The sequence below is a fragment of the Fertoeibacter niger genome (assembly GCF_009380135.2).
In the GTDB taxonomy this organism is placed as follows: domain Bacteria; phylum Pseudomonadota; class Alphaproteobacteria; order Rhodobacterales; family Rhodobacteraceae; genus Fertoeibacter; species Fertoeibacter niger.
The window spans coordinates 294,070-314,775 of sequence record NZ_WHUT02000004.1 but is presented as its reverse complement, the minus strand read 5'-3'; the positions used below and the strand labels follow the sequence as shown (position 1 = coordinate 314,775).

The following is a 20,706-nucleotide window of genomic DNA, read 5'->3' as shown; positions in this document are numbered from 1 at the left end:
GGGGTTTCACACCCCCGGACCCCCGTGGGATACTTTGATCTGGAAAGAGGGTGGAGGCGTCAGGGTGATCGACAGGACATTTCTGGACTGGCCGTTTTTCGAAGAGCGGCACCGCGAACTGGCCGAGGCGCTGGAGGCATGGTGCGCGCGGCATCTGCCGGTGGATCACGGCGATGTCGATGCCGCCTGCCGCGCGCTGGTGGCGCTGCTGGGGGCAGGCGGCTGGTTGCGGCATTCGGGGGCTGCGGCAGGCGAGCGGCTGGATGTGCGCAGCCTGTGCCTGATCCGCGAGACCTTGGCGCGGCATGACGGGCTGGCGGATTTCGCCTTTGCCATGCAGGGGCTGGGGATGGGGGCGGTGTCGCTTTTCGGCACCGGGGCGCAGCGCGAATGGCTGGGGCGGACCCGGGCCGGGGCGGCGATTGCGGGTTTTGCATTGACGGAACCGGGGTCGGGGTCGGATGTGGCGGCGACCACGACGACCGCCACGCAGGTGCAGGGCGGGTTCGTGCTGAACGGCGAAAAGACCTATATCTCCAACGGCGGGATTGCCGATGTCTATGTGGTCTTCGCCCGGACCGGCGAGGCGCCGGGCGCGCGGGGCCTGTCGGCGTTCCTGCTGCCCGCCGATGCGCCGGGGGTCGAGGTGGTAGAGCGGATCGCCGTGATCGCGCCTCACCCGCTGGCGCATCTGCGGTTTGCCGATGTGGCGCTGCCCGAGGCGGCGTTGATCGGCAGGGCGGGTGACGGTTTCAAGATCGCCATGGCGGTGCTGGATGTGTTCCGCTCGACCGTAGGCGCTGCGGCGCTGGGCTTTGCGCGGCGGGCTTTGGATGAGGCTGTGACGCGGGTCAAGGCCCGGCAGATCGGTGGCGCACCCCTGGCCAATTTGCAGATGGTGCAAGGGCACATAGCCGACATGGCGCTGGAGGTGGATGCGGCGGCCCTGCTGGTCTATCGCGCCGCCTGGACCAAGGACATGGGTGCTGCCCGGGTAACGCGCGAGGCGGCGATGGCAAAGCTTTATGCCACCGAGGCCGCACAGCGGATCATCGACATGGCGGTGCAGTTGCATGGCGGTGACGGCGTGCGGCAGGGCATGGTGGTTGAAAGCCTTTACCGCGAAATCCGTGCATTGCGCATCTATGAGGGCGCGTCGGATGTGCAGCGCGTGGTGATCGCGCGGGCGGTGCTGGCATGAGCTATACCCGCATCATCCCCATCGAATTCAACCACTGCGACCCGGCGGGCATCGTATTCTACCCGCGCTATTTCGAGATGACCAATTCGGTGATGGAGAATTTCTTTGCCGATGTGCTGCGCTATCCCTATGCGCGCATCACAGTAGAGGAACATTGCAGCGTGCCCACCGTGCGGCTGGTCTGCGACTTCAAGGCACCGTCGCGACTGGGCGAACGGGTGGAATTCACGCTGGAGCAGACCCGCATTGGCGGCGCGAGTGCCAATTTCACCATCACCGCCCGGGCGGGGGCCGAACTGCGCCTGACGGTTGAGTTGATCCTTGTCTGGGTGAACGCCCAGGGCCGTGCCGAGGCCTGGCCCGCCGTGATCCGCAACCGGATGACGGCATTCATGGAAGGAAATCCGCAATGACCACGCATGACAGCCCGCATGAATTTCTGCATCCGAAAAACTGGAAGCCGGCGCTTGGGTATTCCAACGGCATGGCGGCCAGCGGGCGGATGGTGTTCTGCGGCGGGCTGATCGGCTGGAATGCGGATCAGGAATTCGAATCCGATGATTTCGTGGAACAGGTGGCGCAGGTGCTGCGCAACATCGTGGCCGTGCTGGATTGCGCGGGGGCAAAGCCCGAGCATCTGGTGCGGCTGACCTGGTATGTGACCGACAAGGCCGAATATCTGGCCAACCTGCGCGGTCTGGGCCGCGTCTATCGCGAGATACTGGGCAAGCATTTCCCCGCCATGGCGCTGGTTCAGGTGGTGGCGCTGGTCGAGGACCGCGCAAAGGTGGAAATCGAGGCAACCGCCGTCATCCCGCAGGGGTGACGGACCGCGCGAAAGGCCCGCCAGAGGCCCGCGCCAACAGGGAGACACACATGCTGGGACCAACCGCCCATACCGACACATTCACCCGCGACAACCTGCCACCCTTCGATCTGTGGCCAGAGATCGACCTTGGCCCGTTCCAATACCCCGACCATCTGAACGCCGCGGTGGAACTGACCGATGCCATGGTGGCAAAGGGCTTTGGCGACCATACCGCGCTGATCGGCAACGGGCGGCAGCGCACCTACAAGGAACTGACTGACTGGTCGAACCGCATCGCACATGCGCTGGCCGAGGATTACGGGGTAAAGCCCGGCAACCGGGTGCTGATCCGGTCGGCCAACAACCCGGCGATGGTGGCGGCCTGGCTGGGGGCGACCAAAGCGGGGGCGGTGGTGGTCAACACCATGCCGATGCTGCGGGCGGGCGAACTGGCCAAGATCATCGACAAGGCTGAAATCAGCCATGCGCTGTGCGACACACGGCTGATGGATGAACTGGCGACGGCGGCCAAGGACAGCCGCTTTCTGCGCATGGTGGTGGGTTTTGACGGCACAGCCAACCATGATGCGGAACTGGACCGCGCGGCCCTGTCAAAATCGGTGCGGTTTCAGGCGGTGCCGACGGGGCGTGATGATGTGGCGCTGCTTGGGTTCACCTCTGGCACCACGGGCGAGCCCAAGGCCACGATGCACTTTCACCGCGACATCCTGATCATCGCCGATGCCTATGCAAAAGAGGTGCTGAACGTCACGCCCGAGGATGTGTTCGTGGGCTCTCCGCCCTTGGCATTCACGTTCGGGCTTGGCGGGCTGGCGGTGTTTCCGCTGCGCTTTGGCGCATCGGCGGCGCTGCTGGAAAATGCCAGCCCCCCGAACCTGATCGAGATCATCCAGAAATACCGCGCGACCGTGTGTTTCACCGCGCCCACCGCCTACCGCGTGATGCTGCGCGCGATGGAAGAGGGTGCCGATCTGTCATCGCTGCGCGCGGCGGTCAGTGCGGGGGAAACGCTGCCGGGGCCGGTCTATGACGACTGGATCGCCAAGACCGGCAAGCCGATGCTCGACGGCATCGGCGCGACCGAGATGCTGCACATCTTCATCACCAACCGGTTTGGCGACAGCCATGCCTCCTGCACCGGGCGGCCCCTGAAGGGGTATCAGGCAAAGGTGATCGGCCCGGATGGTGCGGAACTTCCACGTGGGGAAACGGGGCGGCTGGCGGTCAAGGGTCCGCTGGGTTGCCGCTATATGGCCGCAGCGGAGAAGCAGCGTGCCTATGTGGCCGATGGCTGGAACCTGACGGGCGACAGTTTCTGGCAGGACGAGGCCGGGTATTTCCACTTTGCCGCGCGCACCGATGGCATGATCCTGTCGGCAGGCTACAACATCGCGGGGCCAGAGGTTGAGGCGGCCCTGCTGGCGCATCCCGCCGTGGCCGAATGCGCGGTGATCGGCGTGCCTGACGCCGAACGCGGCCAGATCGTCGAGGCGCATGTGGTGCTCAGCGCCGGCGCGCTGCCCGATGCCGCGATGGTCAAGGCCTTGCAGGACCATGTGAAAGCGGTGATCGCCCCGTTCAAATACCCGCGCAGCGTGGTGTTTGCCGGGGCGTTGCCCAAGACGGAAAGCGGCAAGATACAGCGGTTCCGGCTGATACCTGGCGGCTGAGGGGCGCGGGGGAAGCGCAGAAGCCGCGTGCTATTCCAGCGCCATGGCAAACACCTTTGCCAGCATCGCCTCGCCCTTGCGATAGCCTGCCAGCCCCTCGGTGCCGCTTTTCAACCCCTTCAGCGCCACCATCAGGCATTGCGCCACATCTTCGGGGCGGCCCAGCCCCTCGGGAAGGCCGCGCGACGCCATCCATTCCGCCAACACGGCCTTCAGCCGGGCCTCGCCCTCCTGCGCCAGATCGGACGAGATCGCGAAACCTGCATCCATCAGTTCAGCACCATGCGGCGTGCCCAGCACAGCCTCCATGAACTTGCCATCCTTGGCGATGAATGCGGCCATCAGCGCCTCTTCGGTGGTCTGCCCCGGGCGGTAAAGCGCGGCGCGCACCTCGACCACGGCCGTTTCGAAATACCTCTGCGCCAGCGAACGGAAGATGTCTTCCTTGTTGCGGTAATGCAGATACAGCGCCGAACGCGACATGCCCGCACCACGCGCTATGTCCTCCATCGCCACACGGCGGAAGCCGTAGGTCGCAAAGGCATGGAAAGCCGCATCCAGAATCGCCGCCTGCCGGTCATCGCCGGGCCGGTCAGTCAGGGTAGGAGCCGCATCGGATCTATCTGTCATGCCGCGACACTCGCAAAAAAAATAAGGCCTGTCAATTGACATCGTGACATTTTGAGCGCACAATGTCAAAGCGACCAAAGGAGAACCCCCATGGCCACGACGCTTACCGTGAACGGCACCCCCCATACCGTTGATCTGCCGCCTGACATGCCGCTGCTGTGGGTGCTGCGCGATGCGCTGCACCTGACCGGCACGAAATATGGCTGCGGCGTGGCGGCCTGCGGGGCCTGCACCGTGCATCTGGATGGGGTCGCGGTGCGGTCGTGCCAGACGGCACTGGGCGATGTGGGAACGGCGCAGGTGACGACCATCGAGGGGCTGGGCCAGCCCGCCACGCTGCATGCCGTGCAGGCGGCCTGGGTGGAACATCAGGTGGCACAATGCGGTTATTGCCAGTCCGGCCAGATCATGCAGGCCGCATCCCTGCTGGCAGAAAATGCCACCCCGACGGATGCCGATATCGACGCCGCGATGGAAGGCAACCTGTGCCGCTGCGGCACTTATCCCCGCATCCGTGCCGCCATCCACGATGCCGCCAAACGCCTGCAGGAGGTGTGACATGAGCCGCGCTGGTAAAATCGCCCGCCGTTCGTTTCTTATCGGGTCTGCCGCCATTCTGGGGGGCGTGGCCTTTGGCTGGTGGAGATACGCCACCCCCCATGGCAACCCGCTGGAAACCGCCCTGCCCCAAGGTGCCGCCACCCTGACCCCCTATGTGCTGATCGACGCCACTGGCGTCACCATCATCGCCCCCCGGGCGGAAATGGGGCAGGGCATCCATTCCACCCTCGCTGCACTGGTGGCCGAGGAAATGGATCTGGCCTGGGATCAGGTCCGCGTCATCCACGGCCCCGCCTCGCCCGCCTATTTCAACGCGGCCCTGCTGGAGGAGGGCGTGCCATTCGCCCCCACCGACAACAGCTGGATGGCCGAAACGCTGCGCGGGGCGATGCATATTCCCGCCAAATTCCTGGGGTTTCAGTTGACCGGCGGGTCATCCTCGGTGCCCGATGCCTATGAAAAGATGCGGCTGGCCGGGGCCACGGCGCGGGCGGCACTGGTGGGGGCGGCGTCGCAGCGGCTGGGTGTTGCGGAAAGCGCCCTGCGCACCGAATCCGGCGCGGTGATCGCCCCCGATGGCACCCGCCTGCCTTATACCGAACTTGCGGTGGCCGCCGCAGCGGTCGCGCTGCCGCGTGAACCTACGCTGAAACCCCGCGCCGATTGGAAATTGCTGGGCACATCCCTGCCCCGCACCGACATGCTGGCCAAATCCACCGGCACGGCGCTGTTTTCGGCCGACCTGCGGCTGCCCGGCATGCTGTTTGCCACCGCCCGCACCAACCCGGGCCTTGGCGGCGCGATGAACAGCTTTGATGCAACGGCGGCAGAAGCCATGCCCGGCGTGCAGCGTATCGTGCCGCTGCCGGGTGGCGTGGCCGTGGTGGCCACGAATTCCTGGCTGGCATTTCAGGCCGCCGATGCCATCACCTTCGACTGGGCCCCCGCCCCCTATGCGGCCACGTCCGATGCCATGGCCGCCGACCTTGCCGCCACTTTCACCCCCGACCGGCAGGATGGCCGCCCGCGCGACGATGGCGATGTTGACGCCGCGCTGACCGGCGACCTGTTCAGCGCCGAATACACCGTGCCCTACCTCGCCCATGCCGCGATGGAGCCTCTGGCGGCGGCGGCCCTGGTGAAAGACGGCCGGTTGCAGATCTGGACGGGCAACCAGTTGCCCACGCAGGTCATCGCCGTGGGGGCCGATCTGACCGGCCTGCCGCCCGAATCCGTTTCGGTGGAAACGCTGATGATGGGCGGGGCCTTTGGCCGCCGGGCGGAAATGGATTTCATCGCGCAGGCCATCCGCATCGCCATGGCGATGGAGGGCTCACCGGTGCTGCTGAGCTGGACGCGCGAAGAAGACATGACACATGACGCCTACCGCCCCATGGCCATGGCCCGGGTGCGCGGCAAGGTTGACGGCGGGCGGATCGAAGCACTTGATCTGCAACTCGCCGCGCCTTCGGTCATCGCCTCGCAGATGGGCCGGCTGGGGTTTTCGGTGCCGGGCCCAGATGCCACGATCACACAGGCGGGGTGGGAGCAGCCCTACCGTTTCGCCAATTACCGCGTCACCGGCTACCGCGTGCCGCCCGGCGTGCCGGTGGGGTCGTGGCGGTCGGTCGGCGCATCGCAGAACGCGTTCTTTCAGGAAAGCGCCATTGACGAACTGGCGCATCTCGCCGGGGCCGACCCGCTGGCCTTCCGGCTGGACCAGATCGACCATGACCCGTCGCGCAAGGTGCTGGAGGCCGTGGCCGAAATGTCAGGCTGGGGCAGCCCCCTTCCCGCAGACCGGGCGCGCGGCCTTGCCTTCTGCCTCAGCTTCGGCGTGCCGGTGGCCGAGGTGATCGAGGTCGCGCAGACCGATGGGGGCATCCGCATGACCGGGGCCTGGGCGGCGGTGGATGTGGGCGTGGCACTGGACCCGCTCAATATCGAGGCGCAGGTGCAGGGCGGCATGGTCTATGGCCTTTCGGCTGCGATAAGGGGCGAGATCACCTTTGACGGCGGCGTGGCCCAGCAGGCGAACTTCTGGGATTATGAGCCCCTGCGCCTGCCGCAGGTGCCCGCCATCACGGTGCGCGTGCTGGAAAACGCCAACAAGATACGCGGTATCGGCGAACCCGGCACCCCGCCTGCCGCCCCCGCGCTTGCCAACGCGATCTTCGCGCTGACCGGCCAGCGGATCAGGGCGCTGCCCATGGGCAAAAGCATCAGCTTTGCCTGAAACACCCCGGCCATGCGGCGGTGCCTGTTGGTTCCGCCGCGCGCCCCGGCCTCCCGCAGCTTTCATCCTGGCAAAAACACCCCCGCCGGCGGACAAGACCGACAACGCGAACGCCTGCGGCAGCGATGTCTGTCCCGGCTGCAAACAACCCCGGATCGCAGGGTCATCCCGTGGCAACGCTGCCCCGGTTCAGCGCAGCCGCAGCCCGTCTGCGCCGAAATGGAAAGCCCGTGCCTGATCCGGTGTCAGATGCACCGCCTCGTCCACAGTATAATCATGCTCGCCGAACAGCCGCACCGTCAGCAACCCATGCACATCGGTCCGCACATAGACCAGCGTTTCGCCGCCCAGCTTTTCCACATGGCTGACCGTGCCGGGAATGGCCCCGGCGTCGCGTGACAACGCCAGATGCTCAGGCCGGATGCCAAGGCTGTCACTGGCCAGCCCCAGCGCGCCTGATTTCAGGAAATTCATCTGCGGGCTGCCGATGAACCCGGCGACAAAGGTGTTGGCGGGGTTGTTGTATAGCTCCATCGGCGCGCCGGTCTGCTCTACCCGGCCCGCCCGCAAGACCACGATCCGGTCGGCCAGCGTCATCGCCTCCACCTGATCATGCGTCACATAGATCATCGTGGCGCCAAGTTCGCGGTGCAGGCGGGCAATCTCGATCCGCGTTTGCACACGCAGCGCGGCGTCGAGGTTTGACAGCGGCTCGTCAAACAGGAACAGTTTCGGCGTCCGCACGATGGCGCGGCCAATGGCCACCCGTTGCCGTTGCCCGCCCGACAGTTCCGCAGGCCGCCGGTCCAGCAACGCGCCCAACGCCAGCATCCCCGCCGCACGGTCTGTGGCGCCGGCGATGGTGGCCTTGTCCTGCCCCGCCTGTTTCAGCGCCAGCCCCATGTTGTCGCGCACCGTCAGATGCGGGTAAAGCGCATAGCTTTGAAACACCATGGCGATTTCCCGCTTGGCCGGGGCCACCTCGTTCACGCGCCGCCCTTCGATGGCAATCTCGCCGCCCGTCGCATCCTCCAGCCCCGCGATGATGCGCAGCAGCGTGGATTTGCCGCAGCCCGAAGGGCCTACAAACACGCAGAATTCGCCCGGTTCCACCGTCAGATCCACGCCCTTGATCACATCGACAGTGCCGAATTGCTTGGTGATATTGGTGAGAGTCAGCGCACCCATGGCGGTTCCTTCAAAGTTTGACAGGCAGGCCGGACCGCACGCTTTCATCCGCCGCAAGGCAGATGGCAAGCGATTGAACAGCATCGGATATATGTCGGCTCAGATCGAGGTTCTCATGGATGGCGCGGGCGACAAACGCCTGTTCCCGGTCGCACAGCGCCTGATGCCCCGGCTCGTCGGCCATGGAGATATCGGTATCCCCCTGCCCGACCCTGTGCAGACGGATCAGCGAGGTTTTCGTATGCGTATCAATATCATCCGACCGCGCGCTTTCCGGCATGCGGATTGACACGGCCCCGTTCGGGCTGACCACATCCTTCACGAAAAACGCGGTGTCCGACATCATCGGGCCCCAGCCCGCCTCATACCAGCCCAGGCTGCCATCATCGAACAACACCTGAAAATGGCCGTAGTTATACATGTCGGGCGCAATGTCGTGGCTCAGCCGCAGACCCATGCCCCGCACCTCCACCGGCTGCGCATCGGTGATCTGGCACATCACATCGACATAATGCACCCCGCAATCGACAATCGGTGGCGTGGTCTGCATCAGCGCCTTGTGCACCTCCCACGTTGGCCCCGACGACTGCTGGTTCAGGTTCAGGCGGAACACATAAGGCCCGCCCAAGGCCCGCGCCTCGGCGATCAGCCGCTGCCAGCTGGGGTGATGCCGCAGGATATAGCCCACCACCACCTTGCGCCCTGTCTCTGCCGCCTTGTCCTGCACCCGGCGCGCATCGGCAACCGTGGTCGCCAGCGGCTTTTCCACGAACACATCTGCTCCCGCATCCATCGCGGCACAGGCATAGTCGGCATGCGTGTCGGAATAGGTCGCCACGCAGACCAGATCGGGCTTCAACCGCGCCAGCGCCTCGTGATAATCGGCGGTGATCGCATAGCCGCGCAACTCTTCCGGCAGGTCGGGCACCGAACGGTTCACCAGCCCCACGATCTGAAACGCCGGGTCACTGTGATAGGCCAGCGCATGACTGCGCCCCATGTTGCCCAGACCGGCCACCAACACCCTGATCATTTCACGGCTCCTGCAGTAATGCCCCGGATCAACTGACGCGAGAAGATGAGATACAGCACCATCACCGGCACGATGGCCAAGGACAGCGCGGCGAGAACGGCATTCCAGTTGGTCACGAACTGCCCGATGAACACCTGGCTGCCCAGGGTGATGGTCTTGGTTTCTTCGGCAGGGGCCAGGATCAGCGGGAACCACAGGTCGTTCCAGATGGGTATCATGGTGAACACCGCCACCGTCGCCATGGCTGGCCGCACCAGCGGCAAGACAAGGGTAAAGAAGATGCGGTATTCCGACAGCCCGTCGATGCGGCCTGCGTTCTTCAGATCATCCGACACCTGCCGCATGAACTCGGAAAGGATGAACACCGCCAAAGGCAGCCCCTGCGCCGTATACACCAGCACCAGCGCCGTCAGCGTGTTCACCAGCCCCGACGCAACCATCAGCTGCAAGATCGCCACCGTGCCCAGCCGGATCGGTATCATGATGCCCAGCGCCAGATAGAGCCCCATCAACAGGTTGCCCTTGAAGCGGTATTCCGACAGGGCAAAGGCCGCCATGGCGCCAAAGAGCAGTACGAAGAACAGGCTCGCCACCGTCACCGTCATCGAGTTCAGGAAATACTGAAAGAAATCGCCCTGCTTCAGCACCGTGGCATAGCCCACCAGATCAAACGTTTCCGCCGTGGGCACCGCCAGCGGATCATTGAAAATCGCCCGGCGGCTCTTGAAGCTGTTGATGACGATCACGAACACCGGAAACAGCGCGATCAGCGTATAGGTGATCAGCACCGCATGCGCGGCGATGGACCGGGAAATGGGCGTGCGGGTGGCCATGATCCCTCCTCAGAACTGATAGCGACGCAGGCGCGTCTGGATGGCGAAAAGATAGATGCACACGCCCACCAGGATGATGCCGAACATCGCCGTCGCAATCGTGGCCCCCATATGCGGATCGCCCAGTTGCAACTGAAAGCCAAAGAACGTGCGATACAGGAACGTGCCCAGAATGTCGGTGGCGAAATCCGGCCCGGCCAGCGCCCCCTGCGACACATAGATCAGGTCAAAGGCATTGAAATTGCCCACGAAGGTCAGGATGGATATGATCCCGATCGAGGGCAGTATCAGCGGCAGCTTGATCTTCCAGAACTGCGACGCCCCGGTGATCCCGTCCATTTCCGCCGCTTCCAGCACCTCGTCGGGGATCGACAGCAGGGCCGCATAGATCAGCATCATCGGAATGCCCACGAACTGCCATACCGAAATCAGCGCCAGCGTGGTCAGCGCATACTCTTCCTTGCCAAGCCACGGCGCGAACAGGCTTTTCAGCCCGACAAAATCCAGCATCCCCGGCGCTATGCCCCAGATCGGCGACAGGATAAGCTTCCACACAAAGCCAACGATCACGAAACTCAGTATTGTCGGAATGAAGATCGCCGTCCGGTAAAACGCCGCCCCCCGCAAACGCGGCGATGACAGCAGCGCCGCCAGCAAGATCCCGATCGGATTCTGCACCAGCATATGTACCACGAAAAACCAGCCGTTGTTGGCCAGCGCATTCCAGAACGCATCCGCCCAGCGCGGATCACCGAACAGGGTGGCAAAATTCGCCAGCCCCACGAACACCCGCTCGCGCGCCTCGGTCAGGTTGAACAGCGACAGGTTCAGTGTGGCAAACAGCGGCAGGATCATGATCGCCGTGTAAACCAGCACCGCGGGTGCCAGAAACAGCGGTATATGCCAGCGGAATGGCTTGCGTGCAGGCACGGCCCTGACCCTTTCTTTCTTCATTTTCTGCCCGGAAATATCCTCGGGGGTGGGGTCCGGGGAGGGGGCAGACAGCCCCCTCCCCGGCGCTTTCCCAGAGTCGGGGTCGGTGCCAGCCAGCCCCCTCCCCGGCGCTCGGCAAAAGGCGCCGCCGTTCAGCCGATCGCCGCTGCCTTCACATCCTCGTCGATGAACGGCACATATTGGCCGAAATTATCGGCGAACATGTTCACCAGCTTCTTGGCCTGCGCGTCATAGGCGGCCTGATCCGCCCAGGTTGACCGCGGGTCCAGCAATGCCGCATCGACGCCCGGCACCGCCACCGGCACTTCAAAGCCAAAGTTCGGGTCGCGCCGGAAAGTTCCCCCGGCCAAAGTTCCGTCCAGCGCCGCCGTCAGCAGGGCGCGGGTCGCCTTGATCGGCATGCGCCGCCCCGTGCCATAGGCCCCACCGGTCCAGCCGGTGTTCACCAGCCAGCAGGTCGCGCCATGCTTGGCGATCTTGGCTTGCAGCAGCTTGCCATATTCTTCGGGCCGGCGCGGCATGAAGGGCGCACCGAAACAGGTGGAAAAGGTCGGCGTCGGCTCGGTGACTCCACGCTCGGTGCCTGCCGTTTTCGCGGTGAAGCCCGACAGGAAGTGATACATCGCCTGTGCCGGAGTCAGCCGCGCGATCGGCGGCAGCACGCCGAACGCATCGCAGGTCAGCATGATGACGTTCTTCGGCGCACCGCCCAGCCCGGTATCCGACGCATTCGAGATGTAATCCAGCGGATAGGCGCAGCGGGTGTTTTCCGTCAGGCTGCTGTCGGCAAAATCCAGTTCCAGCGTCTCGGGGTCAAACACCATGTTCTCCACCACGGTCGCAAAACGGTGGGTGGTCGCGTAAATCTCGGGCTCGGCCTCGGGGTTCAGGTTGATGGTCTTGGCATAGCAGCCGCCTTCGAAGTTGAAGGTGCCGCGGTCTGACCAGCCATGTTCGTCATCGCCGATCAGCGTGCGCGAGGGGTCTGCGGAAAGCGTGGTCTTGCCGGTGCCCGACAGACCAAAGAACACAGCCGTATCCACCGGGTTGCCAACCGCGTGGTTGGCCGAGCAATGCATCGGCATCACGCCCTTTTCCGGCAGAAGATAGTTCAGCAGGGTAAAGACCGACTTCTTGTTTTCACCCGCATATTGGGTGTTGCCGATCAGGATCAGCTTCTTGTCGAAATTCAGTGCAATGACGGTTTCCGTTCGGCAACCGTGGCGTGCCGGATCGGCCTTGAAGCCGGGGCAGTTGATGATTGTCCATTCCGGGGTGAATGTGTCGATCTCGGTTGCGTCGGGGCGGCGCAGCAGGTGGCGGATGAACAGGCCATGCCAGGCCAGTTCTGTGACCACCCGCACATCCAGCCGGTGCACCGGGTCGGCCCCGGCATAAAGATCCTGCACGAAATAGTCGCGGCCCTGCATGTGGGCCAGCATGTCGGCATGGAGCCGGTCAAACGCGTCGGGTGCCATGGGCGCATTGTTGTCCCACCAGATCGTCTTTTCGACCGACGGTGTGCGCACCACGAATTTGTCTTTGGGCGAGCGCCCGGTAAACTGCCCGGTAGAAACCAGAAATGCGCCGCCCTTGCCCAGTTTCCCCTCGCCCCGCGCTACCGCAGCCTCTACAAGTGCCGGTTCGATCATGTTGTAATAGACGTTGCCAAGTCCGGTAATGCCTTGATCGTCCAGCCGCTGTGCTGGGTTCACGCGTCCAATGGTCATATGCAAGCTCCCGTTGCCGTTCGCGCGGCACGTTCAGATCCGAAATCGGCATCCGGGGCCAACACGGATACCGGCCAAATCCCTCCTCAGGACCGACAACTTATCTATAACATGACGGTTTTGCGTTGGAACAGGACGCATTCGCACAGTTAGCGCAACCAGTTTCAGGTTTAGCGCAACCAGACGGATGACTGCGGCAAATTAGTCGATCCTTCGCATATTCCGTGCCCACTGGAGTCTGCCGGACGGGCGATTCGCAGTTAGCTGTTGATTCTGCGGGGCGAAAATTGGAATATGTGGCAAAAATCAGGCAAAAACGAGCAGTATAGGGAAACCGCACATGTCAAGGATCGCCCTTGTGGACGACGACAGGAACATCCTGACGTCGGTCTCCATGACTCTGGAAGCAGAGGGTTTCGAAGTTGAAACCTATAACGACGGCCAGTCGGCGCTGGATGCGTTCAACAAGCGCCTGCCCGACATGGCAGTGCTGGACATCAAGATGCCCCGGATGGACGGGATGGACCTGTTGCAACGCCTGCGGCAGAAAACCCAGATGCCGGTGATCTTTCTCACCTCCAAGGATGACGAGATCGACGAGGTTCTGGGCCTGCGCATGGGGGCCGATGATTATGTGAAAAAGCCGTTCAGCCAGCGCCTGCTGGTGGAGCGGATCCGCGCGCTGCTGCGCCGTCAGGATGCGATTGCCACGGGCGAGGTGGCCGTGGCCGAGGAAAACAAGATCATGGAGCGTGGCCACCTGCGGATGGACCCGCTGCGCCATGCCGTGGCCTGGAAAGGCCAGGATGTTTCGCTGACCGTCACCGAGTTTCTGCTGCTTCAGGCACTGGCGCAGCGCCCCGGTTTTGTCAAAAGCCGCGATCAGCTGATGGATGTGGCCTATGACGATCAGGTCTATGTCGATGACCGCACCATCGACAGCCATATCAAGCGCCTGCGCAAGAAGATGCGCGGGGCCGACAATGATTTTTCGGCCATCGAGACACTGTATGGCATAGGCTATCGCTATAACGAAGAGTGACGGCAAATGACCGTCATCCCGCGTGGCATCATGACAGAGCCTGCCCCCCGCCGTTCTACCGCACCGCGTTCCGGCGATGTTCTGCTGGGCGAAGACTGGGTTTCGCCTGATCCGCAGTCCGATCCGGGCCAGCAGGCAGGGCGCGGCCGTCGCGGCATCGTGGCGCTGAACCGCTCGCCGCTGGCGCGCAAGATCATCATCTTCAACCTGCTGGCGCTGGTGGTGCTGGTGGCGGGGGTGCTGTTTCTGAACCCGTTCCGCGACTCGCTGGTGTTGCAGCGCGAGCAGGGGCTGGTGACAGAGGCGCGGCTGGTCGCCGATGTGTTCGAGGCGCGGATGCCCGGCACCGGCGCGGTGAACATGGCGGCGGGCGATGGCATCGACGTGGCCGAAACGCTGGCGCTGGTGGATATTGCCCCGGGGGTCGAGGTGTTCGTGTTCGACACGTTCGGCACGCTGCTGGTGTCGGCCACGGGCGCTGCGGGCGCAGGCGATGTGGATACGGGTCGTTCCACCGTCATCACCGACTTTTTGAATGCGGTCTGGGAAACCGTGTCGGGCGTGTTGTCATCCGGCAGCGAACCGGCGACGCAGATCGAAACCGAAGGTCTGGCGCGCGATGTCTATGCGCAGGCGCGGGCAGGTGAAACGGCCGTGAACACGGGCCGCGATGCCGAGGGTGGCGCGGTCTTTGCCGTAGCCACACCAGTCTGGCGCGCGGGCGAGGTGCTGGGCGTGGTGGCCATCACCTCGGCCGCGGGCGAGATTGACCGGCTGGTGCGCTATGAGCGTGAACAGATCCTCCAGATGTTCGTGATCGCATTGCTGGTGTCGATCGGGCTGAGCCTTGTTCTGGCGTCGACCATCGCGAACCCGCTGTCTGACCTTGCGGCGGCGGCGGAACTGGGGCGCGACCGCGATGCGCGCAAGATGGCGCCGGGGCGCGTGCGCATCCCCGACCTGACCGCGCGACCGGATGAGATCGGGCGGCTGTCGGTGGCGATGCGCGGCATGGTGGCGGCGCTTTACGACCGCATTGATGCCAACGAACAATTCGCGGCCGACGTGGCGCACGAGATCAAGAACCCGCTGGCATCGCTGCGGTCCGCCGTGGGCACGTTGCGCATTGCGAAACGGGATGACCAGCGCGAACGCCTGCTGGAGGTGATCGACCACGACGTGCGCCGGCTGGACCGTCTGGTGTCCGACATCTCCAACGCCTCGCGGCTCGACTCCGAATTGGTGAAAGAGGAGGAGGAAGAGTTCAACCTGCTGAAAACCCTTTCCAACCTTGGCGAGTATCTGGGCCAGCAGGCGGGCGAAAAGGGCGTTGACTTCATCACCGACCTGCCGCCAGAACCCATCATGATCCGCGGGCTGGAGGCTCGTCTGGCGCAGGTGTTCGTCAACCTGATCACCAACGCGGTGTCATTCTGCGAAGATGGCGATGCGGTGCGGGTCTGGGCGCGGCGGCGTGAGAACCGGGTGCTGGTGGTGGTCGAGGATACCGGGCCGGGCATTCCCGAACAGGCGCTGACCAAGGTGTTCAAGCGGTTCTATTCCGAACGCCCGGTGGCGCAGTTCGGCGATCATTCCGGACTGGGGCTGGCGATTTCCAAACAGATTGTCGAGGCGCATGGCGGCGTGATCTGGGCAGAAAACATCCGCCCGACCCATGCCGACATCACGTCGGAACCCTTGGGTGCGCGGTTCGTGGTGGGTCTGCCGGTGTGACACCGGCTGCCGTCACCCTGCATGCCGGCTGTGTGGCCATGGAGGGGCGGGGGTTGCTGATCCTTGGCCCCTCGGGCAGCGGCAAATCGGCCCTGGCCTTGCAACTGATGGTCCTGGGGGCGGGCTTGGTGTCCGATGACCATACGGATGTGACGCGCGAAGCAGGCGGGCTGACCGCCCGCTGCCCTGCGGCACTGGCCGGGATGATCGAGGCGCGCGGTCTGGGGATTCTGCATGCGCCGGTTGTATCCAGTGCCAGATTGGTGCTGGCGGTGGATCTGGGTGTGTCCGAAACGGAACGCCTGCCACCGTTCCGTCACGTTGACGTGCTGGGTCTGGAACTGCCTCTTGTGCGGGCGCAGCAAGGCAGCCATTTTCATGCTGCGTTGCTGCACTATCTTCGCTTCGGGCGGCACTCATGACAATGTAGGGACCGATGGCAACCGCAGAGGGCATTCACGAACACCGGCTGGTGCTGGTGACAGGGCCTTCGGGCGCTGGACGCTCTACCGCGATCAACGCGCTGGAAGACATCGGCTATGAGGTAATCGACAACCTTCCCCTGTCGCTGGTGCCACGCCTGACCGACGGCCCTCCGCTGGGCCGCCCCATCGCGCTGGGGCTGGATGTGCGCAACCGCGATTTCAACGCGACGGCCCTGATCGAGCTGATCGACAGCCTGACACGCGACCCGCGCGTGGCGCTGGAGGTGCTGTATCTGGATTGCGCGGCAGGTGAATTGATCCGCCGCTATTCGCAGACCCGCCGCCGGCACCCGCTGGCCCCCGCCGAAACGCCCGCCGAGGGGATAGAGCGCGAGATTGACCTGCTGGCCCCCGTCAGGGTGCGTGCCGACCACCTGATCGACACATCCGAAATGTCGCCGCATGACCTGAAGGCCGAAATCAGCCGCTGGTTTGACCGGGGCACTGCGACGCGGCTGGCGGTTTCGGTGCAAAGCTTCAGCTACAAGCGCGGGGTGCCTCGCGGCGTCGACATGATTTTCGACTGCCGCTTTCTGCGCAACCCGCATTGGATCGAAATGCTGCGCGATCTGGATGGACGCGACCCGGCGGTGGCCGATCATATCCGCGCCGACCCGCGCTTTCAGCCATTCTTTGAAAAACTGACCGACATGGTGCTGTTCCTGCTGCCCGCACAGCTGGAGGAGGGCAAATCCTATCTGTCGATCGGTTTTGGCTGCACGGGCGGGCAGCACCGATCTGTCGCAGTCGCGGAATTTTTGGGCAATGTGCTTGCGCAGGCAGGCTGGCCAGTGTCAAAACGGCATCGGGAACTGGAACGCAGGGTGCCGCCTTCCCCCGTTGTTCCACTGGCCGAAACCGGCCAGGACGCCGGCAAAACAACCGCGGCCGCCATCGGCAGCACAAGAACGACGGCGGGGGCGCGACCAGCAGAAACTGGGCAAGCGGATCGTGAGCAAGCAGGCACTGGGCAAGCAAGGTGATCAGGACGTGATCGGTATTGTCATCGTCGCACATGGCGGCCTCGCCCGGGAATATCTCTCGGCGGTGGAGCATGTGGTGGGCAAGCAGCAGGCGATGGCCGCGATTGCCATCGAGGATGATCACGACCGCACGGCAAAACAGGCCGAGATCAGCGCAGCCGCCATGGCGGTGGACCGGGGCGCAGGCGTGGTGGTGGTGACAGACATGTTCGGCGGGTCGCCGTCGAACCTTTCCCTGCCTGCCTGTGCCGGGCATGATCGGCGGATTGTCTACGGTGCCAACCTGCCCTTGCTGATCAAGCTGGCCAAATCGCGCGACCTGCCGGTGTCCGAGGCGGTTTCGCTGGCGTTGGAGGCGGGGCGCAAGTATATCAACAGTCTGGATTTAGGTGGTGGGGCGGAAACCTGATGGCGGCACGGAGCCTGCGGATCGTGAACGAAAAGGGCCTGCATGCCCGCGCATCGGCGAAATTCGTGGAAGTGGTGGAGCGTCATGACGCAAGCGCCGAAGTCTCGAAAGACGGTATGCGCGTCTCAGGCGATTCGATCATGGGCCTTTTGATGTTGGCAGCCTCACGCGGAACCTCTATTGACGTGGCGACCAGCGGGGCCGAGGCGGAAAAGCTGGCCGATGCTCTGGAAGCTCTGGTGGCCAACCGCTTCGGCGAAGATCACTGACCCGCCCGCAGGAAAAGGCTGACGTTTCGTGACGGATTCTCCGCGAACTGATGGTGCACTCAAGATCCCGGCGGCAGCGCCGGCGCGCAAGTATGACATGCGTCGCCTGTCTTATGCGGGCACCTTTACCAATCCGCTCAAGGCGGGCACGATCAGGGCGATCGAATGGCTGACTGCCAAGGTCACGCTTTTGCGGCTGATCCGGCAGTTCGAGCGTTCGGGCGCGCCCACAGGCTCGCCCTTCTGGCCCAAGGCGATGCAACAGATGGGCATCCGCATCGACACCCCGCCCGAGGAAATAGCGCGGATCCCGGCCACAGGGCCACTTGTGGTCGTGGCCAACCACCCGTCAGGGCTGGTGGATGGCATGATCATGGCCGAACTGGTCAACCGCGTGCGGCCGGATTTCAAGATTCTGACGCGCTCGCTGCTGACCGGCATCCCCGAGGTTGAACAGTTCATGATCCCGGTGCCTTTCCCGCATGAGGAAAACTCGCGCGAACTGGGGCTGGAGATGCGCAACCTGACCATGGCGCATCTGAAGGCGGGTGGCGTGATCATCCTGTTTCCGGCGGGGCGGGTGGCCTGTTCCGAGGGCTGGTTCGGCACAGCGGTCGAGGCGGAATGGAACGTGTTCACGCACAAGATGATCCACCGTTCGGGCGCCACCATTCTGCCGATCTACTTTGCCGGGCAGAACTCGCGCGCCTACCAGATCGCCAACCGCGTGTCGGCCACGCTGCGGCAGGGGCTGCTGCTGTATGAGATCAAGCGATCCCTTTTCAAGCCGCAGCGACCGGTGATTGGTCAGCCGATTTCGGCCTCGGTGCTCAAGGACTGGGAAGGCAACCCGCGCGGCTTTCTGGCCTGGCTGCGCCAGCACACGCTGGATCTGGGCAAGTAGCGTCCAGATTTTTGGGCGGGCCGCGATTTTTCTGCGAAAAATCTGTGTGCCGCCATCGGGCGGTTTGATTTTTCGCAGAAAAATCGGGCCTGATCAGCGCGTGGGCACCGGCACATCGCCGCGATAGTCGTAAAAGCCGCGTTTTGTCTTGCGTCCCAGCCAGCCTGCCTCGACATATTTCGTCAGCAGCGGGCAGGGGCGGTATTTCGTGTCGGCCAGCCCGTCATGCAGCACGTTCATGATGGCAAGGCAGGTATCCAGCCCGATGAAATCGGCCAGTTCCAGCGGCCCCATCGGGTGATTGGCTCCCAGTTTCATGGATTCGTCGATGGATTTGACCGACCCAACACCCTCATACAGCGTATAGACCGCCTCGTTGATCATCGGCATCAGGATGCGGTTGACGATGAAGGCTGGAAAATCCTCTGATGTGGAGGCCGTCTTGCCCAGCCGGTCCACCACGGCAAGGCAGGCATCGAAAGTGTCCTTGTCGGTGGCGATGCCGCGGATCAGTTCCACAAGCTGCATGACCGGCACCGGATTCATGAAATGGAAGCCCATGAATTTTTCCGGCCGGTCGGTGCGGCTGGCCAGCCGGGTGATCGAGATCGACGAGGTGTTGGAGGTGAGGATGGTATGCGGTTGCAGATGCGGCAGCAGATCCTCGAAAATCGCCTGTTTCACGGTTTCCCGCTCGGTCGCGGCCTCGATCACCAGATCGGTGGCACCCAGATCGGCCAGTTTCAGCGTGGTGCGGATGCGGGCCATGGCGGCCGCCTTGTCATCTGCGCTGACCTTGCCGCGCGTGACCTGGCGTTCGATGTTGCGGTCGATCAGCGTGATGGCGTTGGTCAGGCTGTCCTGGTTCACATCGTTCAACAGCACGTCGAACCCCGCCAAGGCAAAGACATGGGCGATGCCGTTGCCCATCTGGCCTGCGCCCACGATGCCCACCGATTGAATGTCCATGCCCCGTCTCCTGCTGTGCTGTGGTGCAGAATAGGCAACGGGCCGGGCGGGGCAATGGTTAAACTTGACGGTTTAGCCATTTGGAAAGGGGTTGGCCCCAGTCTGAGTCGCGGGTGACTACGAATCTTGGGTGGGTGTGATGGCGTTTGCGTATCCGGGCGACGGTGCCCTGGACTATTTACCGTGCCGTTATGGCACATCGAAGCTGCTGTTCCGGGGGCCACGCGCGGCGCTCGACGGTGAATACTGCGCCGTGCTGGGCGGGACAGAGACATATGGCAAGTTCGTGCCGCAGCCCTATCCGGCACTGGTCGCGCAGGCAACGGGCCTCAGTGTGGCCAATCTGGGCTGCATGAACGCCGGGCCGGACGTGTATCTGAACGACCCTGCGGCGCTGGAGGTGGCCGCGCGCGCGCGGGTGACAGTGGTGCAGATCATGGGCGCGCAGAACATGACAAACCGCTTTTACTCGGTGCATCCGCGCCGCAATGACAGGTTTCTGCGCGCCACGCCGCTGCTGCGCAGCCTTTACCGCGATGTGGAATTCACCGAATTCCACTTTACCCGGCATCTGCTGCATACGTTGCAGGCGGTGTCGGCTGACCGGTTCGAACTGTTGGCGGCGGAACTGCGCGCGGTCTGGGTGACGCGGATGCTGGCGCTGCTGAAGCAACTGCGCGGGCACAGCCTGCTTTTGTGGATGGCGGATCATCCGCCCCCCGGCCCGGCCCGCGCCGATCTTGCATGTCTGCCCATGCTGGTCGATGCGGCCATGATCGCCGCGGTGCGGCCCCATGCCACCGACTATCTTGAGGTTGTCAGCAGCCCGGAAGCCCGCGCGCAGGGGGTGAATGGCATGGGTTTTGCGCCGCTTGACCGGCCTGCCGCCGCCGAAGTGCCGGGGCCTGCCGCGCATGCCGAAGTGGCCAGCGCGTTGGCCGCGCGGATGCGGCGGCTGATGTGAAAGGGGCGGCCCCCGCAGGAACAGCCCCTCTCCGTGCAGAGCAACATGTTGGCGGTGGCATCGGGCCACCGCCAACAAGGCT

20 protein-coding genes and 1 pseudogene are annotated in these 20,706 nt (G+C 63.9%); 14 read left to right on the top strand and 7 right to left on the bottom strand.

From position 1 onward, the window contains the following. The first annotated feature begins 64 nt into the window (after positions 1–64). From GEU84_RS09330 to GEU84_RS09315, 4 genes are read left to right on the top strand one after another with little or no spacing between them, the layout of a single operon-like run. Positions 65–1,201, top strand: a complete 1,137-nt coding sequence (locus tag GEU84_RS09330; RefSeq protein WP_174539688.1) for an acyl-CoA dehydrogenase family protein — start codon at positions 65–67, stop codon at positions 1,199–1,201. Then, positions 1,198–1,614, top strand: coding sequence for an acyl-CoA thioesterase (locus GEU84_RS09325; RefSeq protein ID WP_174539687.1), 417 nt, complete (start codon positions 1,198–1,200; stop codon positions 1,612–1,614). The genes GEU84_RS09330 and GEU84_RS09325 overlap by 4 nt, the downstream gene beginning before the upstream one ends. Then, positions 1,611–2,027, top strand: coding sequence for a RidA family protein (locus tag GEU84_RS09320; RefSeq protein ID WP_174539686.1), 417 nt, complete (start codon positions 1,611–1,613; stop codon positions 2,025–2,027). The genes GEU84_RS09325 and GEU84_RS09320 overlap by 4 nt, the downstream gene beginning before the upstream one ends. Positions 2,028–2,077: 50 nt before the next feature. Next, on the top strand, positions 2,078–3,700 hold the full coding sequence (locus GEU84_RS09315; RefSeq protein ID WP_174539685.1) for an AMP-binding protein: 1,623 nt from the start codon (positions 2,078–2,080) through the stop codon (positions 3,698–3,700). Positions 3,701–3,730: 30 nt separating this feature from the next. Here the strand turns inward: GEU84_RS09315 and GEU84_RS09310 are convergent, their stop codons facing one another. Beyond that, the gene (locus GEU84_RS09310; RefSeq protein ID WP_174539684.1) at positions 3,731–4,330 is read right to left on the bottom strand and encodes a TetR/AcrR family transcriptional regulator; all 600 of its coding nucleotides are present in this window, start codon (positions 4,328–4,330) and stop codon (positions 3,731–3,733) included. 90 nt (positions 4,331–4,420) lie between these two features. On the opposite strand from GEU84_RS09310, the gene GEU84_RS09305 reads away from it, so the two are divergent. Together GEU84_RS09305 and GEU84_RS09300 are read left to right on the top strand one after the other, a co-directional pair. Beyond that, the gene (locus tag GEU84_RS09305) at positions 4,421–4,888 is read left to right on the top strand and encodes a (2Fe-2S)-binding protein (protein ID WP_174539683.1); all 468 of its coding nucleotides are present in this window, start codon (positions 4,421–4,423) and stop codon (positions 4,886–4,888) included. A gap of 1 nt (position 4,889) precedes the next feature. After that, entirely contained in the window at positions 4,890–7,127 is a 2,238-nt protein-coding gene (locus GEU84_RS09300) for a xanthine dehydrogenase family protein molybdopterin-binding subunit (RefSeq protein WP_174539682.1), read from the top strand. A 189-nt stretch (positions 7,128–7,316) separates the two neighbouring features. On the opposite strand, the gene GEU84_RS09295 is transcribed toward GEU84_RS09300, so the two are convergent. The 5 genes from GEU84_RS09295 to GEU84_RS09275 all read right to left on the bottom strand — a co-directional run bounded on the left by GEU84_RS09295 (position 7,317) and on the right by GEU84_RS09275 (position 12,865). Further along, positions 7,317–8,315: an ABC transporter ATP-binding protein gene (locus GEU84_RS09295; RefSeq protein ID WP_174539681.1), complete on the bottom strand. Its 999-nt coding sequence runs from the start codon at positions 8,313–8,315 to the stop codon at positions 7,317–7,319. A 10-nt stretch (positions 8,316–8,325) separates the two neighbouring features. Beyond that, positions 8,326–9,348, bottom strand: coding sequence for a Gfo/Idh/MocA family protein (locus tag GEU84_RS09290; protein WP_174539680.1), 1,023 nt, complete (start codon positions 9,346–9,348; stop codon positions 8,326–8,328). Then, positions 9,345–10,181, bottom strand: coding sequence for a carbohydrate ABC transporter permease (locus GEU84_RS09285; protein ID WP_174539679.1), 837 nt, complete (start codon positions 10,179–10,181; stop codon positions 9,345–9,347). The genes GEU84_RS09290 and GEU84_RS09285 overlap by 4 nt, the downstream gene beginning before the upstream one ends. A 9-nt stretch (positions 10,182–10,190) precedes the next feature. Next, positions 10,191–11,135 carry a carbohydrate ABC transporter permease gene (locus tag GEU84_RS09280; protein ID WP_174539678.1) on the bottom strand — a complete coding sequence of 315 codons (945 nt, stop codon included), beginning with the start codon at positions 11,133–11,135 and terminating at the stop codon, positions 10,191–10,193. A 131-nt stretch (positions 11,136–11,266) separates the two neighbouring features. Next, positions 11,267–12,865, bottom strand: a complete 1,599-nt coding sequence (locus tag GEU84_RS09275) for a phosphoenolpyruvate carboxykinase (RefSeq protein WP_174539677.1) — start codon at positions 12,863–12,865, stop codon at positions 11,267–11,269. A gap of 340 nt (positions 12,866–13,205) precedes the next feature. On the opposite strand from GEU84_RS09275, the gene GEU84_RS09270 reads away from it, so the two are divergent. The 7 genes and pseudogenes from GEU84_RS09270 to GEU84_RS09240 all read left to right on the top strand — a co-directional run bounded on the left by GEU84_RS09270 (position 13,206) and on the right by GEU84_RS09240 (position 18,691). Next, positions 13,206–13,907 carry a response regulator transcription factor gene (locus GEU84_RS09270; protein WP_174539676.1) on the top strand — a complete coding sequence of 234 codons (702 nt, stop codon included), beginning with the start codon at positions 13,206–13,208 and terminating at the stop codon, positions 13,905–13,907. A gap of 6 nt (positions 13,908–13,913) precedes the next feature. Further along, the gene (locus GEU84_RS09265; protein WP_420899278.1) at positions 13,914–15,641 is read left to right on the top strand and encodes a sensor N-terminal transmembrane domain-containing protein; all 1,728 of its coding nucleotides are present in this window, start codon (positions 13,914–13,916) and stop codon (positions 15,639–15,641) included. Further along, the gene (locus tag GEU84_RS09260) at positions 15,638–16,063 is read left to right on the top strand and encodes an HPr kinase/phosphatase C-terminal domain-containing protein (protein ID WP_174539675.1); all 426 of its coding nucleotides are present in this window, start codon (positions 15,638–15,640) and stop codon (positions 16,061–16,063) included. The genes GEU84_RS09265 and GEU84_RS09260 overlap by 4 nt, the downstream gene beginning before the upstream one ends. A 14-nt stretch (positions 16,064–16,077) precedes the next feature. After that, positions 16,078–16,950 (top strand): annotated as a pseudogene (gene rapZ, locus GEU84_RS09255) (RNase adapter RapZ); the annotation flags it as partial. A 166-nt stretch (positions 16,951–17,116) separates the two neighbouring features. Then, a complete protein-coding gene (locus tag GEU84_RS09250; protein ID WP_174539673.1) occupies positions 17,117–17,518 on the top strand; it encodes a PTS sugar transporter subunit IIA domain-containing protein in 402 nt (133 codons plus the stop codon). After that, positions 17,518–17,787 carry an HPr family phosphocarrier protein gene (locus tag GEU84_RS09245; protein WP_174539672.1) on the top strand — a complete coding sequence of 90 codons (270 nt, stop codon included), beginning with the start codon at positions 17,518–17,520 and terminating at the stop codon, positions 17,785–17,787. Before GEU84_RS09250 ends, GEU84_RS09245 begins: the two co-directional genes overlap by 1 nt. A gap of 97 nt (positions 17,788–17,884) precedes the next feature. Then, complete coding sequence (locus GEU84_RS09240; RefSeq protein ID WP_174539671.1) at positions 17,885–18,691, top strand: lysophospholipid acyltransferase family protein; 807 nt, start codon at positions 17,885–17,887, stop codon at positions 18,689–18,691. A 93-nt stretch (positions 18,692–18,784) separates the two neighbouring features. Here the strand turns inward: GEU84_RS09240 and GEU84_RS09235 are convergent, their stop codons facing one another. Continuing rightward, positions 18,785–19,660 (bottom strand): 3-hydroxybutyryl-CoA dehydrogenase, encoded by an 876-nt coding sequence (locus GEU84_RS09235; RefSeq protein WP_174539670.1) that lies wholly within the window; start codon positions 19,658–19,660, stop codon positions 18,785–18,787. A 139-nt stretch (positions 19,661–19,799) separates the two neighbouring features. Here GEU84_RS09235 and GEU84_RS09230 point away from each other — a divergent pair, with 139 nt between their 5' ends. Further along, complete coding sequence (locus tag GEU84_RS09230) at positions 19,800–20,624, top strand: DUF6473 family protein (protein ID WP_174539669.1); 825 nt, start codon at positions 19,800–19,802, stop codon at positions 20,622–20,624. The last annotated feature ends 82 nt before the right edge of the window (positions 20,625–20,706 follow it).

What these genes read in the sequence shown, in the direction of transcription:
- GEU84_RS09270 (WP_174539676.1), top strand. Translation starts at nt 13,206, where the DNA reads ATGTCAAGGATCGCCCTTGTGGACGACGACAGGAACATCCTGACGTCG.
- GEU84_RS09305 (WP_174539683.1), top strand. Translation starts at nt 4,421, where the DNA reads ATGGCCACGACGCTTACCGTGAACGGCACCCCCCATACCGTTGATCTG.
- GEU84_RS09290 (WP_174539680.1), bottom strand. Translation starts at nt 9,348, where the DNA reads ATGATCAGGGTGTTGGTGGCCGGTCTGGGCAACATGGGGCGCAGTCAT.
- GEU84_RS09265 (WP_420899278.1), top strand. Translation starts at nt 13,914, where the DNA reads ATGACCGTCATCCCGCGTGGCATCATGACAGAGCCTGCCCCCCGCCGT.
- GEU84_RS09285 (WP_174539679.1), bottom strand. Translation starts at nt 10,181, where the DNA reads ATGGCCACCCGCACGCCCATTTCCCGGTCCATCGCCGCGCATGCGGTG.
- GEU84_RS09245 (WP_174539672.1), top strand. Translation starts at nt 17,518, where the DNA reads ATGGCGGCACGGAGCCTGCGGATCGTGAACGAAAAGGGCCTGCATGCC.
- GEU84_RS09300 (WP_174539682.1), top strand. Translation starts at nt 4,890, where the DNA reads ATGAGCCGCGCTGGTAAAATCGCCCGCCGTTCGTTTCTTATCGGGTCT.
- GEU84_RS09235 (WP_174539670.1), bottom strand. Translation starts at nt 19,660, where the DNA reads ATGGACATTCAATCGGTGGGCATCGTGGGCGCAGGCCAGATGGGCAAC.
- GEU84_RS09280 (WP_174539678.1), bottom strand. Translation starts at nt 11,135, where the DNA reads ATGAAGAAAGAAAGGGTCAGGGCCGTGCCTGCACGCAAGCCATTCCGC.
- GEU84_RS09325 (WP_174539687.1), top strand. Translation starts at nt 1,198, where the DNA reads ATGAGCTATACCCGCATCATCCCCATCGAATTCAACCACTGCGACCCG.
- GEU84_RS09240 (WP_174539671.1), top strand. Translation starts at nt 17,885, where the DNA reads ATGCGTCGCCTGTCTTATGCGGGCACCTTTACCAATCCGCTCAAGGCG.
- GEU84_RS09295 (WP_174539681.1), bottom strand. Translation starts at nt 8,315, where the DNA reads ATGGGTGCGCTGACTCTCACCAATATCACCAAGCAATTCGGCACTGTC.
- GEU84_RS09230 (WP_174539669.1), top strand. Translation starts at nt 19,800, where the DNA reads ATGGCGTTTGCGTATCCGGGCGACGGTGCCCTGGACTATTTACCGTGC.
- GEU84_RS09315 (WP_174539685.1), top strand. Translation starts at nt 2,078, where the DNA reads ATGCTGGGACCAACCGCCCATACCGACACATTCACCCGCGACAACCTG.
- GEU84_RS09320 (WP_174539686.1), top strand. Translation starts at nt 1,611, where the DNA reads ATGACCACGCATGACAGCCCGCATGAATTTCTGCATCCGAAAAACTGG.
- GEU84_RS09275 (WP_174539677.1), bottom strand. Translation starts at nt 12,865, where the DNA reads ATGACCATTGGACGCGTGAACCCAGCACAGCGGCTGGACGATCAAGGC.
- GEU84_RS09310 (WP_174539684.1), bottom strand. Translation starts at nt 4,330, where the DNA reads ATGACAGATAGATCCGATGCGGCTCCTACCCTGACTGACCGGCCCGGC.